At 38.2% G+C, this 16,899-nt stretch carries 16 protein-coding genes; 12 read left to right on the top strand and 4 right to left on the bottom strand.

The annotated features are described in order from the left end of the window. Nucleotides 1-8 precede the first annotated feature (8 nt). Nucleotides 9-650, bottom strand: coding sequence for a futalosine hydrolase (gene mqnB, locus MUCPA_RS17170; RefSeq protein WP_008508097.1), 642 nt, complete (start codon nucleotides 648-650; stop codon nucleotides 9-11). 61 nt (nucleotides 651-711) lie between these two features. Here mqnB and MUCPA_RS17165 point away from each other — a divergent pair, with 61 nt between their 5' ends. From MUCPA_RS17165 to MUCPA_RS17145, 5 genes are all read left to right on the top strand, one after another. Further along, nucleotides 712-1,128 carry a 6-pyruvoyl trahydropterin synthase family protein gene (locus tag MUCPA_RS17165; RefSeq protein WP_008508096.1) on the top strand — a complete coding sequence of 139 codons (417 nt, stop codon included), beginning with the start codon at nucleotides 712-714 and terminating at the stop codon, nucleotides 1,126-1,128. Nucleotides 1,129-1,133: 5 nt separating this feature from the next. Next, a complete protein-coding gene (gene folE / locus MUCPA_RS17160) occupies nucleotides 1,134-1,772 on the top strand; it encodes a GTP cyclohydrolase I FolE (protein WP_008508095.1) in 639 nt (212 codons plus the stop codon). Nucleotides 1,773-1,925: 153 nt separating this feature from the next. Continuing rightward, the gene (fabD, locus tag MUCPA_RS17155) at nucleotides 1,926-2,807 is read left to right on the top strand and encodes an ACP S-malonyltransferase (RefSeq protein WP_008508094.1); all 882 of its coding nucleotides are present in this window, start codon (nucleotides 1,926-1,928) and stop codon (nucleotides 2,805-2,807) included. Between the two features lie 58 nt (nucleotides 2,808-2,865). Continuing rightward, a complete protein-coding gene (locus MUCPA_RS17150) occupies nucleotides 2,866-6,582 on the top strand; it encodes a sensor histidine kinase (RefSeq protein WP_008508093.1) in 3,717 nt (1,238 codons plus the stop codon). Between the two features lie 115 nt (nucleotides 6,583-6,697). Beyond that, a complete protein-coding gene (locus tag MUCPA_RS17145; RefSeq protein ID WP_008508091.1) occupies nucleotides 6,698-7,195 on the top strand; it encodes a DinB family protein in 498 nt (165 codons plus the stop codon). 108 nt (nucleotides 7,196-7,303) lie between these two features. On the opposite strand, the gene MUCPA_RS17140 is transcribed toward MUCPA_RS17145, so the two are convergent. Continuing rightward, nucleotides 7,304-7,531, bottom strand: coding sequence for a Sec-independent protein translocase subunit TatA/TatB (locus MUCPA_RS17140; RefSeq protein WP_008508090.1), 228 nt, complete (start codon nucleotides 7,529-7,531; stop codon nucleotides 7,304-7,306). Nucleotides 7,532-8,236: 705 nt separating this feature from the next. On the opposite strand from MUCPA_RS17140, the gene MUCPA_RS17135 reads away from it, so the two are divergent. Then, nucleotides 8,237-9,019, top strand: a complete 783-nt coding sequence (locus MUCPA_RS17135) for a glycosyltransferase domain-containing protein (protein ID WP_008508086.1) — start codon at nucleotides 8,237-8,239, stop codon at nucleotides 9,017-9,019. Nucleotides 9,020-9,491: 472 nt separating this feature from the next. Here MUCPA_RS17135 and MUCPA_RS17130 read toward each other — a convergent pair whose 3' ends face one another. Both MUCPA_RS17130 and MUCPA_RS17125 read right to left on the bottom strand, forming a co-directional pair. Continuing rightward, nucleotides 9,492-10,394 carry an IS3 family transposase gene (locus tag MUCPA_RS17130; RefSeq protein WP_008503962.1) on the bottom strand — a complete coding sequence of 301 codons (903 nt, stop codon included), beginning with the start codon at nucleotides 10,392-10,394 and terminating at the stop codon, nucleotides 9,492-9,494. After that, the gene (locus MUCPA_RS17125; RefSeq protein ID WP_008503961.1) at nucleotides 10,391-10,714 is read right to left on the bottom strand and encodes a hypothetical protein; all 324 of its coding nucleotides are present in this window, start codon (nucleotides 10,712-10,714) and stop codon (nucleotides 10,391-10,393) included. Before MUCPA_RS17125 ends, MUCPA_RS17130 begins: the two co-directional genes overlap by 4 nt. A 59-nt stretch (nucleotides 10,715-10,773) precedes the next feature. Between MUCPA_RS17125 and MUCPA_RS17120 the strand changes: the two genes are divergently transcribed. The 6 genes from MUCPA_RS17120 to MUCPA_RS17100 all read left to right on the top strand — a co-directional run bounded on the left by MUCPA_RS17120 (nucleotide 10,774) and on the right by MUCPA_RS17100 (nucleotide 16,872). Continuing rightward, nucleotides 10,774-11,625, top strand: a complete 852-nt coding sequence (locus MUCPA_RS17120) for a glycosyltransferase family 61 protein (protein ID WP_008508084.1) — start codon at nucleotides 10,774-10,776, stop codon at nucleotides 11,623-11,625. Nucleotides 11,626-11,752: 127 nt separating this feature from the next. Next, nucleotides 11,753-13,342: a vitamin K epoxide reductase family protein gene (locus MUCPA_RS17115; RefSeq protein WP_008508083.1), complete on the top strand. Its 1,590-nt coding sequence runs from the start codon at nucleotides 11,753-11,755 to the stop codon at nucleotides 13,340-13,342. Between the two features lie 117 nt (nucleotides 13,343-13,459). Then, nucleotides 13,460-13,684: a hypothetical protein gene (locus MUCPA_RS37800; RefSeq protein WP_157543934.1), complete on the top strand. Its 225-nt coding sequence runs from the start codon at nucleotides 13,460-13,462 to the stop codon at nucleotides 13,682-13,684. 69 nt (nucleotides 13,685-13,753) lie between these two features. Next, complete coding sequence (locus MUCPA_RS17110; protein WP_008508081.1) at nucleotides 13,754-14,860, top strand: TlpA disulfide reductase family protein; 1,107 nt, start codon at nucleotides 13,754-13,756, stop codon at nucleotides 14,858-14,860. Between the two features lie 178 nt (nucleotides 14,861-15,038). After that, the gene (locus tag MUCPA_RS17105; RefSeq protein WP_040626095.1) at nucleotides 15,039-15,788 is read left to right on the top strand and encodes a hypothetical protein; all 750 of its coding nucleotides are present in this window, start codon (nucleotides 15,039-15,041) and stop codon (nucleotides 15,786-15,788) included. After that, nucleotides 15,769-16,872: a glycosyltransferase family 2 protein gene (locus MUCPA_RS17100; protein ID WP_040626091.1), complete on the top strand. Its 1,104-nt coding sequence runs from the start codon at nucleotides 15,769-15,771 to the stop codon at nucleotides 16,870-16,872. The genes MUCPA_RS17105 and MUCPA_RS17100 overlap by 20 nt, the downstream gene beginning before the upstream one ends. The last annotated feature ends 27 nt before the right edge of the window (nucleotides 16,873-16,899 follow it).

The following is a 16,899-nucleotide window of genomic DNA, read 5'->3' as shown; positions in this document are numbered from 1 at the left end:
TAAAAATATTAAGCCTGGTTTGCCAGGACATTGATCAAATTGATGGCAAAGTTATTTAGATTTTTAACAGCCAGCCCTATCTTCCAATTGTCGCGGTTGCGCTTTTCTACGTAATTTGACACAGCCCTGATTTGCAAACCAACAACACCGGCTTTTTCGCAAGCATAAAAAAATGCCGCACCCTCCATGCTCTCTAACTGCGGGGCCGATTGCTTTATTACCTTTGCAATAGATGCATCACTACCATGAACTGTATTAACCGTTATTGCGGTTGTTTTTTTTAATGCAGTCTTTTCTAAGTACTGATCAAGCGTAGCCGATGCAAAATACCGGCTCTTGCCGAAGCCCAATTTTTCGATAGGGATAAAGTCCTGGTCATCCTCGGCACCTAATTCGGCAAGGTCATCATCCACCACCTCAACCACCTCGCCTAAACTGATGCTTCGGTCAAAACTACCTGCAATACCCAAATTAATCACCAGGTCGTGTTGATTAAGCGTAAAATAATTACCCAGGGCATATGCGGTAGGTACCATGCCCACACCGGTAATTAATACATCAAATGACCGTTTTTTATCAAAATGGCTAAGTAATGGCTCAATTTCGGGCTGTGTTGCGGCAACAATTAATAGCTTTATCATATTTTTCATCACTAAGTTATAAACTATTAGGCTGTTTTTGTTTTATATATTTGCACCAACAATTGCTATGATGATTTATATTACACGGAAAGAACATTTTAACGCGGCTCACCGGATGTATCGCGAAGAATGGAGCGCCGAAAAGAATGAGGAGATGTTTGGCAAATGCGCCAACCCTAACTGGCACGGCCACAATTACAACCTTTTTGTAACTGTAAAGGGCGAGGTAACCCATGCTACAGGCTATTTGATGGACCTGAAGGATTTAAAGGTAATTATTAACGACTGCGTGATTGAGAAGCTTGATCATAAGAACATCAATCTGGATGTACCTTTTATGAAAGGCAAAATGGCATCGACCGAATTGCTTTGCATTGAAATATTTAACCAGCTTAAAGCTCCTATTGAAGCTTACCAGGGTGTGTTTTTGCATTCTGTAAAGCTATACGAAACCGAAAATAACTCAGCCGAATATTTTGGCGACTAAAGCCCATGAGCAACATACCTTACGATTACGACGATGATGAGGAAATTGACGGCTATGTAAAAATTGACCGTTATAATCCTGAATTGATTCAAAATATATCTACCCATTACACTGATATTTTAAAACAATTGGGCGAAGACCCGGAACGTGAGGGCCTGGTTAAAACACCAGAACGTGTGGCTAAAGCTTTACTGTATTTAACGCATGGTTATGATTTAAACCCACAGGAGATACTGGAATCGGCTAAGTTTAAAGAGGACTATAGTCAGATGGTGGTAGTGAAAGATATTGAAGTATACTCTATGTGTGAGCATCATATGCTCCCCTTTTTCGGCAAGGCACATATTGCCTATATCCCGAACGGGCATGTAGTAGGGCTGAGTAAAATACCCCGTGTGGTTGACGCTTTTGCACGTCGTTTACAGGTACAGGAGCGCTTAACTAACCAGATTCGCGATTGCATCCACGAAACCCTGCAACCAATTGGTGTTGCCGTTGTAATAGAGTGCCGACACCTGTGTATGTGTATGCGCGGTGTTCAAAAACAAAATTCGGTAACTACAACATCGGCCTTTACGGGCGAGTTTATTAAGGAAAAAACAAGGGCAGAATTTTTGCAGCTGATATCATCAAAATTAAGTTAATTTGATTTCATTTGTGAGCGCCAGGCTATCAGTGCATGGCAGGCCAATTAAAACTTATCCGAAATAACTTTATCAATGTTTACATGAAAGGTAAGTACTGATAACAAACCAGAACAACAACCAATAACTCATTAACAATTAACTAACAACCAATTGAAAGCATATATTTTCCCCGGTCAAGGCGCACAATTTGTAGGTATGGGTAAGGATCTTTACGATCAATCAGTACAAGCCCGCGAACTTTTTGAAAAAGCCAATGATATATTAGGTTTCCGTATTACCGATATCATGTTCAACGGTACCGACGAAGACCTGAAGCAAACCAAGGTAACTCAACCCGCTATTTTTTTGCACTCTGTTATTCTGGCCAAAACCCTGGGTAACCGCTTTCAACCCGAGATGGTTGCAGGCCATTCTTTAGGCGAATTTTCAGCATTGGTTTCTGCTGATGCGCTGTCATTTGAGGATGGCTTACGTTTGGTTGCAGCCCGGGCCAACGCGATGCAAAAAGCCTGCGAGATACAACCGTCAACCATGGCCGCCATATTAGGGCTTGACGACTATACCGTGGAAGAAATTTGTCACCGTATCAGCAATGTGGTTGTTCCGGCTAATTATAACTGCCCCGGCCAACTGGTTATTTCGGGCACCATTGCCGGTGTTGACGAGGCTTGCGAAAAACTACTGGCTGCAGGAGCAAAAAGAGCGTTAAAATTAAACGTAGGCGGCGCGTTCCACTCACCTTTAATGGAACTAGCTAAGGTAGAACTGGAGGCAGCCATTGTTGCTACAGAAATTAAAAGCCCGGTTTGCCCGGTTTATCAAAATATTGATGCCAAACCCTATACCGATCCGCAATCAATCAAAGCTAATTTGATTTCGCAGTTAACAGGCCCCGTTCGCTGGACACAAACCATGCAACGCATGCTACAAGACGGCGCCACTTCTTTTACCGAGGTTGGCCCGGGCAATGTTTTGCAAGGCCTGGTTAAAAAGGTTGATCGCGGGGTAAAAACCGAAAGTGCCGCTCTGTAAAACAATTTAAGCGGTATTTACTTTTATTGAGTGTTAATTTACACCTAAAATTTTCAATTTGAATGCTGCCGCCAAAATACGCTGGTTACTTGCGCTTATCTGCGTAAGTTTGTTTTTAACAGCCATTATTGCCAAAAACTCATACAGCCCGCGTAATAACCTGGACAGTAGCGCAAAAACGCTCGAATCACGCCTACATCAAAAAGAAATGTTTGCACGTAGTTTTATCGACGATAAAACTACGTTTATCAAGCTTAAAAACATTGATAACAACGAGCAGTATGCGCTTGATCTGATCGATCTGCTGAAGACGGAAAAACTATACATCACCACTTACCGGAATAACGAATTAACCTATTGGAACGGCGTAAGGATTTTACCTAACAATGTTGAACGCATCAAAGAAGGAAGTTCGTTCATAAAAGAATCAAACGGTTATTACGAAGCGATTAAAAAAACCGAGGGCAATTTTTGCGCTATCCTTTTCATCCCGGTTAAAAATAGCTACAGCTATCAAAACGAGTACCTGCAAAACACCTTTTCTCCTGAATTATTGCACGATAACAATATCGATATAGCCGATTTCACCGATCAAAACGTGTATGCCATTCACACCTGCAATAACAGCTATTTATTTTCGGTAAAGTTAAAAGCCAATAACCTAAACCGTTTATTCATTTTTGTTCAGCTATTGTTGTGGATAAGCGGTATACTATTATTGTGCGTGCTCATCAACAGCCTGGCCAATTATGTTGCCGGTAAAGGCTACCCCTTAGGCTCTTTTGCCATTATAATTGCCTTTATTGGCGTTCTTCGTTTTATTAATCTGCACTATCACTGGCCCGATATTTACCAGGGAATAAGTTTATTTAACCCGGCATATTACTCCTGGAACGAGGCCTTTCCGTCGCTTGGCGATTTTGTTGTCAATTTAGTTTTATTGGTATGGCTCGCTCTGTTTGTTTACAACACCCGTAGCCAAATTATCGTCAAACCTGTAGAAAGTAAATTTTTAAGCTACACTATATTATTAGCATGCACACTGTTTTTATTGGCGCTCTCGTATGCCCTGCTAAATATTTTTGGCAGCCTGGTACTGCATTCAAACATCAACTTTGATGTAAACAACGTGCTTAACCTAACCAGCTTTAGCATAGTAGGCGTTGTATTATTGTGCCTGGGCTTTTTTGTTTTTATTTTGTTTGCCGAAACCTGCCTGGTTATCAGTTCTAACCTTAATCTTTCTAAGCAGAGTAAAATATCAATGTTTGCCGCGTTAATCATCCTGGCAACCTTAATTGAGGCTTATTTTTATAAAGATATTTCTGGCTTTTACATTCTATGGGGATTGATCATCCTTATCCGCGGATATGCCATCGCTTATGATAAAGGCAAATTTAGCCCTTTAATGTACATTGCCATTATTGTGGTTTGTTCTACCATATCGTCTATTAAGCTTTATTCATACCAATCCGTTAAAGAAAAAGACACTCGTAAAATACTGGTTAAAAAGCTGGAATCGGCAGAGGATCAATCGGCCGAATATTTATTTAAACAGATAGAGGAGCAATTGGTTAATGCCCGGTTTTTGATCGATTATTTTGATAATACAACGCGCAATCATAATTATCTAAAAAGCCGGTTCCAAAAATTATATTTTAACGGATATCTCTCTAAGTACGACTTTAAAACTTATGAGTATGATAAAGATAATAAGCCGCTATCAGGAAACGGTGAATTTGATTTGAATAACTTTAAAGATATGGTGCTTTACAGTGCCTTTAAAGTAGGCGGAACAAAATATTTTTATAAAATAAACAGCGCCTTTGGCTTCCAAAGTTATTTTGCCATCATCCCCATCAGTTCAGACACAGACAGGCTGGGCACTATCGTCATTGAACTTAAATCAAAGCCGCTTAAAAGCGCCGAGCCTTTTCCCGAATTGCTGATCGAAGACAGGCCCCTGGCAAACGATCAGTTTAAAGGTTATTCGTACGCATTTTACAGCGATGGCAAATTATTGAATCAAAGTGGAAAATACACCTATAGCCTTGCCAATTACGAGTTTGCCGGCAAGCTTAAACAGTATATTTATAAAACAAGTGTGGGCAAACCCAGTTACAGCCATTTGATTTACCAGCCTACCGACCGTAAATTAATTGTGGTAAGTAAAGAGGATGACAAAATTTATATTATCGTTACCTCATTAACCTTCTTCTTTTTAGTGTACCTGGCTTTTGTTTTTATACTCTTAGGTATCGAATGGCTGTGGCTGGCTTACAAAAACTTTGATAAGGTAAAATCGTGGAGTTGGAATTTTTGGGAGAGTTTTGATAAAGTACTCTATAAAACAAGGATACAGCTCTCGATGGTATTTGCGGTGGTAATTACATTGTTGATTATCGGGGTACTTACCTTCCTCTCGGTAAGCTCGCAGTACCAAAACCAGCAGGACGATTTTATTCACGATAAAATTTCGCGTATAGCAGTTGCTTTCGAAAAAATTAATTTCGAAAAAAATCTCATTACCTCTAACGAGGATATGCAATTAAACTTCAACAGCTTTGCTGATACTTACTCATCCGATCTGACGCTTTTTGATAAGGATGGGATACCGATTTTCACCACCCAGCCTAAGCTATACGAAACCGGCTTGATAGCGCCCCGCATGAATGCCAGAGCGTTTATTTACTTAAATAAGCTGCAAAAATCAAACTATGTTAACGAAGAAACCATTGGCTCTTTAAATTACAAGGCCGCTTATGCCCCCGTCAGGAGTTCTAAAAACGATGTGATAGGCTTTTTACAGCTCCCCTATTTCTCTAACGAAACCGAATACAGGGAACGTATAGGCGCTTTTTTAAACACCATGATCAATGTATATGCCCTGGTATTTATTGCTATTGGTTTGTTTGCTATATTGGTTGCCCGGCAAATAACCACTCCGTTAACGCTCATTCAGCAAAGCTTAAGCAAAACCATTTATGGCCGTAAAAACGAACCGATAAAATGGCAGCATAACGATGAGATAGGATCGCTGATTAAGGAATATAACAATATGATTGCCGCCTTAGAGAATAGTGCCCAAAAACTGGCACAGTCTGAGCGGGAAAATGCCTGGCGCGAAATGGCTAAACAGGTAGCCCACGAAATTAAAAACCCCTTAACCCCTTTAAAGTTAGGTTTGCAATTGCTCGAAAAATCGTGGAAAGATAAAGACCCTAAGTTTGATGCTAAGTTTGAGCGGTTCAGCAAATCGTTTGTTGAACAAATTGACAGCCTCTCAAAAATAGCATCGGAGTTTTCAAATTTTGCTAAAATGCCCGAAACCCGCCTTGAGCGGTTCAACATTTTTGAAATAATAAGCCAGGCTACAACTATTTTCAAGCAGACAGATAACTTCAGAATTATTTTCAACAATCCTAACCATCAATTTTTTGTTTTGGCTGATAAGGATCAGATCTTACGAAGCTTTAATAACCTGTTAAAAAATGCAATAGAAGCCGTTCCGGCTGATCGGCAAGGCGTTGTAGAAATTAGCCACCATAACGACGGTAAACACGTTTACATCACAATTAAAGATAATGGAAACGGTATTCCAGAGGCTCTACGCGAACGGATTTTTGTGCCTAATTTTACTACAAAAAGCTCCGGCACAGGCCTGGGTTTAGCCCTGGTAAAAAATGCCATTGAGTATGCAGGCGGAAGCATATCTTTTGATACTGAACTACAGGTTGGCACTACGTTTTATATCAGCTTTCCGGCTGCATCCTGAGGCAGGCAACTCATTTATTGTAAATAAGAGCTAACGGTGTGAAATTTTTATATTCCTGCTGACATAGGGCTGTCATCTGCCCTGATTTCCTTTGTGCAAACAAAATCAAAAAGCTATGTCAATTATCCAAATGTTAGTTAAAGAAATGGAGCAAGAGGCTCAAACCACCCTTAAAATGCTGGAACGTGTTCCAGACGACAAATATCAATGGAGCCCGCACGAAAAAAGCATGAATATACAGCAACTGGCCACCCATATTGCCGAACTGCCTACCTGGGTACCTCTGGTACTCAATACCACCGAGCTGGATTTTGCCGTAAATGCTTACAAACCCATCCCAATTACCAACACAGCCGATTTATTAACCTCGTTTGAAAAGGCATTTTCTGAGAGCAAAGCGCAGTTGGAAAAAGCATCAGACGCCGACCTGCTCCCGGATTGGACCATGCGAAACGGCGAAGTGATCTATTTTGTTTGTACCAAAGGCGAAGTGATCCGTACTACATTCAGCCAGATAGTACACCACAGGGCACAACTTGGCGTTTACCTGCGTTTGCTCAATATCCCTATCCCCGGCAGCTATGGGCCGAGCGCCGATGAGCAGGGATTTTAATAGAAGGCTTTAGTCAGCATTTTTTACTTACCCCTCTAACGTTAGGAACCTATACCCATAAAAAAAGACCAGTTTCCCGGTCTTTTTTTATGGGTATAGAAAACGGTTTTATAACGGATGGTGCCCATTAGCTTCTGGTGTCGCTGGCACGGTTGCAGCTTTTGGCATATCATCCTGAGGTTTACCCCCCGAGGTGGCGTCCTTAAATTCTTTAATCCCCGAGCCTAAGCCGCGGGCCAGTTCCGGTAGTTTCTTCCCGCCAAAAAGCACTAAAGCCACTACCAATATAATAGTGATATCAGGTGCACTTAAAAATAACAGAGTTGCGTTTAACATAATGTTTAATTTAAAAAGTAATAGATAGATGGTATTTCTTTAATATACGATGGCCGATGCGTTTCAGTTTTCAATTAGTGTTGGGTTTACTCAACAAATTAACAAAAAGCCTGAATGCCCCGGGCACCCCTGCAGGCGACTGCCCTGCCGTAGTCTCTTGATAAACATCACAATTCATACTACAAGTATTGCCAATGCGTCACAAACTTTTGTGATGGGTATTATCTATTTCCTGGGGTGATAATACACACGTTTGTGTACAGAATCGTAACACAGCTACAACAAAAAATTGCTTATTTTTTAAAGCCCTGCAGGGGGCCTCCAGCAATGTTTTAATACTTTACAATATTAAAATAAACATATGTTATATATAATTATACATATGAAGTAGATAATGTCAAAGATCAAGCAGATATTTGACATTATAAATATCGGGGTAAAATAGATTCTTCCCGGCATACTCAAGGGAAGCCAAACCAATTATAATCAAAACTATAAATACTTGAGGTCAAGTATCGCTAAATTGAAAAAGAGAAATTACACCTGCTGTCTTTGTAGAAAAATCAAGTACGATAAGTATATATAATACGACAAATATACAAGATACCAAAGCACTCAATTGACTATGAGAATGCTATTGGATTATCATACAAAATAAAATGCATAAGGTTTAATAATAATATCGTAACTAACAATTAAAAGCGGATGAAAGTCATAACAGTAGCGTCGGATTTAAAAAATACAAGTTACTTAAGTTTTTTAAAAGCATCCTGTGAATTTTATCATCTTGATGCCACTACGTTATACTATAGCGATGTTTACTTTTCCAATCGTATTAAGGATGCGTTACTTAATACTCATTTAACACAGTTCGCTGATGACGAAATTATTCTTTTTACCGATGCAATAGATGCAGTTTTTGTAGCTGAACAAAAGGAAATCATTGACAAATTCAATCATTTCAATTGCCCATTACTTTTTTCAGCAGAAGTGAACTGTTGGCCAGACAAAAGTATGGAAAAAAACTATCCAGCTCCGTCTGTGCATTTTAGGTACTTAAATAGCGGTGCTTTCATTGGTCGCGCGGGGTATTTAAAATATTTATATGAGAAATATCCGATTTTTGAAATCGGTAAAAATCCCGCTTATTTTTGGAGTAACCAATACTACTGGAACCTTGTTTTTCAAAATGAATCCGCGAACATACAATTGGACCATAGTGGTGAGCTATTTTTTAATACGTCGATAACGATATCAAATATTGACGAGTTCAAAAGGGACATTAAAGACCCAGAAAAACTTAAAATGATGTGTGTTCAAGAAAAAGCAAGATTGGACAAAGAGATTAGTTTTTCTGAAGATAGGATAATAAACAACTTAACAGGCAGTAAGCCTTGCCATATCCATTTTCCCGGAACGGTATCAAAAAAATTGATGGATGGGGGATATTTCGATAGGCTAAAAAAATATTCAAGTGTAATTTGCTGATAAAGCTTCTTGTATTTAACACAAGTCCAAACCATTGTTTAGAGGATAACCTATACTAATTAAAAGTGATGAATACTATAACGCAAGTCAACTTGCCTTTAAACGTTTCGCCTGCTGAAGTACATTTATTTGAACCATTCTTAACGTACAGATTACCTCACTTAAAGGTACGGCGCTTCAAGAATGCATTTATAACCAGCTGTGGATTAGTTTGTTCAAAAAATGGATTCCAAAAAGCATTGTCACGTCCTGAAAAAGGTTTACACATTTTACTGATTAATCCTGTTTCAAGTTTACACTTTATTTTAGTCCTGTAATGGGTTTACAGTTTTATAAAGATAAAGAATAACTGTTGTTGTTTGCTTGTAGTGTTGGAATGTGGGAAACTCCTTCAGTTTTCCATATTCCAACACGTTTTTCTTTTTTTGCTTCTTTTTTTCTTTTTGTTATCTCCTTTCTTTTTGTTTAAAAGCTATGCCATCACTTTTGCTGTCGGATGGTTAAGCAGATTTCTCCACCGGCGCTTGATCGGGCCGGTTTGCGTGTGCGCCTTTTCCGGTGTCATCATATCCACGCTGCTGTGCGGCCTCATCCGGTTGTAAATATCGATGGCTATTTTTGCCGAACACTGCGCTTGATTACTATTCGAATAAGCATCTTCAAGCAGCTCCTGTTTAAGTATCCCGTTCACTCTTTCTGCAATAGCGTTGTCTTTGGGGTTGCCGCTTTGGGTCATGCTGATATTGATAGTATTAGATTTTAATAAGGTTACATAGCCGTCGCTACAGTATTGTGAGCCACGATCGGAATGATGTATTAATGGCTTATCGCTTGCCCTCCCTTTTAACGCCATTTCCAAGGCTGTCAGCGGCCCCTCTGCCGACAAATCAATATGCATACAGAAGCCAACAATCTTACGGCTATAAGCATCCGTTATCAGGCTCAGGTAAGCGAACTTCTTCTTTCTCAGACGTATGTAGGTAATATCACTTACCCATAACTCATCCGCGCGGCTTAACCTGATGTCCTTTATAAGGTCGGGATATTTCTTCATCCAGTGATTGGAATCTGTTGTTTGGGGCTGACTGCGCCTTCTCTTTACAATCAGTAAATCATTTTCCCGCAACAAGTCAAAAAGCAGATCCCTGCATATATACATGTCATGACCTTCCATAAATGGTTCCATCATCACATGCAGTTTCCGGCATCCAAGCCGAGGCTGAAAAGTACGGTGATAGAGTACTTGCTGGATAAGCAGGTCCTCCTCAAGCGATTTTTTGCCTGACAATTTCTGGTGCTGATAGTACGCCTGCGGTGAATGACCAAGCAGTCTGCAAAACCCACGAAGACCGCGTGGGCAACTTTGCATTTTCATTTGGACTGCCTGGTGCCATGTTTTTTTCGCAGGTCGATGCCGAGCTCCTTACTGGATATATCGAGCATAAAATCCTGCAACTCGATCTTTAGCCGCGCCTCGCGTAATTCCTTTTTCAGTAGATTTATGTCATCAGGTATCGGTAATTCTTCCTTCACCACCCGGACTATTTCTCTGGCTTTTTTTGGCTTATTATGTTTTGACATCACAATACGATGTACTTGATCACGGCTTATTCCGTACTTCGCTGCTAATATACGGTAACCTAATCCTCCTTCATTATGATCATAAAGGATTGCTGACACATTTTTATATTCCATTTTTGGTTTATTTAATGTGTAAACCTATTTCAGGACTAGACACATGTTGTCACCATACTATGGAACATCAATTTCAAGTGCATTTGAATATTGCATCTCAGTACTATCATTCTGCAAAAGAAGATCCTAATAATTTAATAACATTAGATGACGATGAAAAATATTTGGTCATACATCATCCCTGGTTCAGAAACTATTATCATTGGATTACCGAGGCAATTCCCCGTTTATGGATGGTCAGGCAAGAATCCTCCAGTATGATCTTGTTATTACCGCCTCTGGGTGAACTTCCCGTTTCTGCGTTAAAATCATTAGAAGCTTTTAATTTAAAAGGAGTATTTCATATTCCGTCTGGGAAAAGCGTGTTGGTTAACAATTTATTCATGCCTGAATTAAAACCAACAATGGCCAGTTTTAACAGGGCAACTCTCTTTTCATTAAAAAATATCTTCACGGAATATACTAAAACGATCAAAATTAATGTCGACTTAGGAGACAGGATTTTACTTAGTCGACGAAAGTCTCGACGTAGAAAAATAATAAATGAAGATCAGGTAATAGCAGAATTGGCGCGATATAATTTCACTGTGGTTTACAACGAAGATTATACATTCTTAGAACAGATCTCCATTTATTCTAATGCTAAGTGCTTGATCAGCACTCATGGTGCCGGGATGACCAATATGCTTTTTATGCCCAAGGGCTCAACAATTTTTGAATTTCACAAACGAAAAACTAACGCAGGGGACAAGCAAAGCTTCGTGTTTTGGTATATGTCCAATAGTTTGTGCCACAACTATTACCATCAAATATGCGACCCATTAGACGCTGACGAACATTTTTTTACTGCCGATATGTTGGTGGATATTGAATTGTTTAAGAAAAATCTAAAACTGATGCTTTTGTATTAGCCCGGTATCCACAATCAAAAATATTCATATATGAATCGATGTCCGAAACTTTAAACTTTTGAACCTACCACCAGACCTAATTCCCATCAACAAGTACCCGACCTTACCAACGCACAATTAAATTAATATGAACCAGGACAATGTAAAAGAAATAATTATAGCGCTTTTAAAAGAGTTAAAAATTCCTGTTACGCGACAAACCATTGAAGAAGAGATAGGTAGACATCCTGAATACAATAGTTTATTGGCAATCAGCGACTTATTGACATCTTGGAATACGCCTAACGCAGCTTATCACTTAGCTTTTGACGAATTGAGAGCGGCCCATATCCCTACTCCCTTCATCGCATATACTATTCGGGAGGAGTTTGTATTAATTACCGGTTTTAACGAACAAAATGTCAAATTATCTTCAAACGGAAAAATCTTTGAAACCTTAAGTATCGAAAATTTTCAGTTGATATATGGTGGTACTATTCTGATAGCAGAAAAGGAAATTAACTCAGGAGAGAAAGAGAATATTCAACGGAAAAAATTGGAATTAGTAAACAGTTTAAGAATGCCGCTTGCTCTATGTGCAACATTACTCGTTATAATCGCTCTATTGGATTGGCATACAAATATCTTTTCAACTTTTGCATTACCTATTTTGTCACTCGCGATTTTTAAGACCTCTGGTCTTTGCATATGCATTATATTACTTACGCAAAATCTCAATATATCCAATCCACTCACAGAAATATTTTGTAGTAATAATGACAAAAATAATTGTAATGCAATTTTAACATCTGAGGCTGCGAAGATCTCAGAGTACTTAAGTTGGTCGGAAATAGGTTTTTTTTATTTTGCCGGGTCTTGGCTGGCTTTGTTATTTAATAGTGATAATAATGACTTGGTATCCATATTGGCCCTTATAAATATAATTAGTCTACCCTATACATTTTATTCGATTTTTCACCAATGGCGAGTTGCAAAACAATGGTGCAGGCTCTGTTGTACAATACAAGCACTATTATGGCTTGAATTCTTTTCTTTTATGCCTTATTTAAGAATAGGGAATTATAGAAACGTTTTTTCTGTATTTCAGCCATTATCTATCAGTTTTTCTTTACCTATTTTGCTATGGGTATTTGTCAAACCATTATTGAAAATGTCTCAGCAATTACGGCCTGTCAAAAATCAATTAAGGTCATTTAAATACAATACTGCTGTTTTTAATAAATTATTGTCAGACGAAGGTAGGTACGGTCTATTGGATAAAAACAACTCTATTATTATAGGAGAACCCTTAGCAAAAACGACAATTACGATCGTCTCCAATCCATTTTGCCAGCCTTGCGCAAAAGCCCACAGAGAGTTTGATCAGTGGCTGCCTGATAGAAGCGATATAAAATTACAGATCATATTTTCTGTCGGCGAAGATAAAGAAGATCCTAAGTTACATTTTGCCAAACATCTGCTATCGTTACAAAAAAGCGATGATGACACGCCTATATTGAAAAAAGCAGTTGACGACTGGTACAATGGTAGTCAAAAGGATCTTCAAGCTTGGGCACGAAAACACCCGGCTGGTGAAATAGTACAGTCAGATAAAGCACTGGACGCTCAAAGAGAATGGTGTGCTACAGCCGAAATTACTGCCACACCTGCAATATTTATTAACGGGTATAGGCTTCCTCGAAACTATCAACCTTTCGACTTAAAATACCTTGTTTAAGTGGTATACACGATGACATCAAAAAATTGTTTGGCCAACAATGAAGATGCCTGTCTTCGGTAAAACAGGAACGGGGAAAGCCAAACCCGATAATAGAGGCAAATTTAATGAAAATCAATGAAAAAGGTACAATTAAGCCTAGAAGGTATTTCAGGAATGCTAACTAAGGAGCAAATGAAAAAGATCACTGGTGGTTATGGGGGAAGCGGAACTTCTTGTTCTGCCGGTTGTCCATCTGGTCAATCAGCGTCAATTACTAACTGTGACGGTACTTGTACAGGTTATCAGGGTTATTGTGAATGCGTTGGAACTCACAACAGTCTCAAAAAGACCTGTGCTTAATTAAAATGCAAAGGAGGGTGTCTTAAAAAGCAGCCTCCTTGCACTCATTTATACTAAAAAAAATTCACAATGAAATTATATAGTGGCATTTTAATAGCCATACTTTTAAACGCACTTTCAAGCAAAGCTCAACTTCAATACTCTATTAAAGTTAACATTTCGAATTCTAACGGTGAATTTGTATACCTCGCAGATGCTCCGGGTGGCGCTTTAGACAGATCAAGAATAGTTAGGGTAGACTCGACTAAATTGGTTAACGGAAAATGTATCTTCAAAGGTAAATTCACTGATTTAATGTATTATTCAATTGCTTTTAGATCAAAAAAAAACTATGCAAGTTTTATAGTTGATACAGGAGAGATCATGATCACTGCCGACGGGAGTGATTACCTATATAAAACATTAAAAGTCGAGTCAAAACAAAATCAATGGTTGACTCTTGCAAAAGGAAAAATTGATTCGATAGAAGTTGTCAGAGAACGTTTTCAGGATAGCCTTCTTAAATATGAAAATAAGAATGAAAGGTTAACGCATAAATATTCAAAATTGATGGATATACAGGACTCCTGCTCTGCCATGTCCCTCTTTTTTTTTATAAAAAATTATCCCGATTCATATTATACATTTTTAACCCTAAAACAACTTTATAAGTATACACCTCAAGTATTTGAAATGGCAAAAAAGATTTTTCCATTTTTCTCCAACAGGCTAAAGAACTCTGAGGAAGGCAAAAATTTCCAATCCCTATTATTTCGAACATCATTCGAGAAGACATTAATGCCACGCATAGTTCTATATGATGGACATAAAAAAATGCAAACTATAAGGTTCAAAAAAAACATTTATCTTATTGACTATTGGGCTTCCTGGCGTGGACCATGTGTCGCAAAATTACCTTATATGCGGTCATTACAGGCGAAGTATAAGAGTAAAGGTTTTAAATTGCTCTCAATTTCTCTAGACAATGATTACAATAAGTGGGTTCATGCAGTAAAAAAACACAAGGTCAATTGGCCGAGTTATCTTGATCTAAAAGCCTTTGAATCAAAAGATGTTAAATTTTTTGACATCACCGGCATCCCATTCACAATTTTAGTCAACAAAATAGGACAAATTATAAAGCTCAACCCTTCAGACCAGTATTTGGAGAAATACTTACAAGAAACGCAACCATGACTTTCATAGATTTCGTACAGGGTCCATGCGCTTTAAAAAATGTCGCATCCGAGAATTAAAACGATTCCAAAGTAGGTATTATAATTACTTGTAATATATGAAACACAGTTTGATCTGGTTAAACATTTCCTTGTTCTGCTGTATAACCCAGTGGTCAAGGCTCTTTAAAGATGGCATAATGCCCTATTTATCCAATGATCAGGGTACAAATAATTTTATAATAGCTTTTAATGTCGAATTCAATTATTTGAGTGGATCAAATATCCGATTAGCTCTACTGACAAGAAATACCCAAGCTTACCGTTTGGCTAAAGATACGGATAGCTATTTCAAAAATTATTTTGGGCTTACCGAGTCAAGCAACAAAAGAAACACCTTAGGTCCTAATAGATTGTTTATGCCTTTCCCGGTTAATTCGATAAAATATGGGCTTTACAATCATTTGCCTACTACACAGCTAGATGACTTTTTTAAACGAGAATTTTCAAAAATCATTCTTGATGCCATGTTTAACGAAAAAATTGATAATGAATTGATTTTGACACTTGCATTTTATTTGAATGTTGGTTTCATCAAAGCCTTGAATCTCGCTCAACAGTTTAATGGTCGTTTGCCTTTGCGTGCTTATCCAGAAGTTTCATGTATAAAAGCAAAGTTCCTCGAATCGGAGATTGCACTTAATGAAATTACTCGGGAAATCATGAATGGTACACATGTTACCTTTCCGAAGTGGCTTATGAACTGGGTGGACCTTTGTGAGGATTTCATATCTAAACAACTTGAACAAGTTAATAATTTTTTCGAAGTCCAATACAAAGTTGAGCGCTTCATAAACCAAAGTTTGTCACTTACTCCCGAGGAGGTAGATCTCCTGAGATATATTGTTGAACAATCGTTAAGAAAATACCATGATGAAAAAGAAATTTAAAATCTCGATTTGCATAGTATCGATGAACCGGTTACACCACTTAAAACAAACTTTGCTACAAAATATTATTGATAACTCTGATTATCAAATGCTCGAATATATACTATTGGATTATAACTCCAATGACGGGATGGAAAAGTGGGTAAAAGAGAACTTTCAGAAGTATATTTCTGATGGGATCCTAAAATATTATAGAACTGTTGAACCTACTCAATGGAATCCGAGCCACGCCAAAAATCTTGCTTTTAATTTGGCTCAAGGAGAAATCTTGTGTAATATATGGGCAGACTATTATGCCGGTCCACAATTTGCCACCTATGTTAACGAGCAGTTTAACGAAGATGAAAATATAGTACTGACACCAATTAAATCTCAAAGAGAAAGCCTGCTTTGCGCAGCGAAACCGGACGTATTAGCTAAAGTTTGTGTTAGGACAGCTGATTTTAAGGCCGTAAACGGCTTTGATGAAAAAATGGATAGGCATGGTTTTGAAGATCATGATTTTGTCAATAGATTGGAACTAATCGGTGTAAAAAGAACTCTGATAGAAGACCTCAGTTTCTTAAACTTCATTTCTCATTCTGACGATGAGCGATTTGAAGAAAACGCTGATGATCTTAAAGTTTATATTAATTATAAGTCACCTTTTGAATCGGAAATATTATTTCTTTATAATAATGGAGATTACAAAAAGGCATCAATTATTGATAATTACGCTGCTGTATCAGGACGGTTCGTATCGTCTTACATACCAAATAAAAGTTTATTTGAATATACGGTTAGGACTCCCGGGTGGCAATTTGGCGTTTGGAACGAGCAAAATGACATTATTCGTCTTTCTGGATCAAGAGGCTTTTTCGCTCGTCTAGTAAAGACGAGAATAAATGGCCATTACGGTTTTCAATCAAAAAAAGGTTCGATTTTTTATATTATTGATGACCAACAACTTTTAAAAGAGCTATTAACATTTGATCATTTTTTTTACACAAGATCGATAATGGAAGAGAATATGAGAAAAAAAGTGGTGGTTGTCAATTCAGAGGGATACGGTCAAGTTCGAAAATTCGAGATTTGCACTAAATGACGTAAGTATAATATAGATCTTCATGCA

Source organism: Mucilaginibacter paludis DSM 18603, from assembly GCF_000166195.2.
GTDB classification, from domain to species: Bacteria; Bacteroidota; Bacteroidia; order Sphingobacteriales; family Sphingobacteriaceae; genus Mucilaginibacter; species Mucilaginibacter paludis.
Note: the sequence above shows the minus strand (reverse complement) of the source record. Positions and strands in the feature narration are given on the sequence as shown.

Bases quoted from the DNA above. Each gene is read 5' to 3' on its own strand.
- MUCPA_RS17135 (WP_008508086.1), top strand. From the start codon at position 8,237: ATGAAAGTCATAACAGTAGCGTCGGATTTAAAAAATACAAGTTACTTA.
- MUCPA_RS17115 (WP_008508083.1), top strand. From the start codon at position 11,753: ATGAACCAGGACAATGTAAAAGAAATAATTATAGCGCTTTTAAAAGAG.
- MUCPA_RS17165 (WP_008508096.1), top strand. From the start codon at position 712: ATGATTTATATTACACGGAAAGAACATTTTAACGCGGCTCACCGGATG.
- MUCPA_RS17110 (WP_008508081.1), top strand. From the start codon at position 13,754: ATGAAATTATATAGTGGCATTTTAATAGCCATACTTTTAAACGCACTT.
- mqnB (WP_008508097.1), bottom strand. From the start codon at position 650: ATGAAAAATATGATAAAGCTATTAATTGTTGCCGCAACACAGCCCGAA.
- MUCPA_RS17105 (WP_040626095.1), top strand. From the start codon at position 15,039: ATGCCCTATTTATCCAATGATCAGGGTACAAATAATTTTATAATAGCT.
- MUCPA_RS17145 (WP_008508091.1), top strand. From the start codon at position 6,698: ATGTCAATTATCCAAATGTTAGTTAAAGAAATGGAGCAAGAGGCTCAA.
- MUCPA_RS37800 (WP_157543934.1), top strand. From the start codon at position 13,460: ATGAAAAAGGTACAATTAAGCCTAGAAGGTATTTCAGGAATGCTAACT.
- MUCPA_RS17120 (WP_008508084.1), top strand. From the start codon at position 10,774: ATGGAACATCAATTTCAAGTGCATTTGAATATTGCATCTCAGTACTAT.
- MUCPA_RS17125 (WP_008503961.1), bottom strand. From the start codon at position 10,714: ATGGAATATAAAAATGTGTCAGCAATCCTTTATGATCATAATGAAGGA.
- MUCPA_RS17100 (WP_040626091.1), top strand. From the start codon at position 15,769: ATGATGAAAAAGAAATTTAAAATCTCGATTTGCATAGTATCGATGAAC.
- folE (WP_008508095.1), top strand. From the start codon at position 1,134: ATGAGCAACATACCTTACGATTACGACGATGATGAGGAAATTGACGGC.
- MUCPA_RS17130 (WP_008503962.1), bottom strand. From the start codon at position 10,394: ATGAAAATGCAAAGTTGCCCACGCGGTCTTCGTGGGTTTTGCAGACTG.
- MUCPA_RS17140 (WP_008508090.1), bottom strand. From the start codon at position 7,531: ATGTTAAACGCAACTCTGTTATTTTTAAGTGCACCTGATATCACTATT.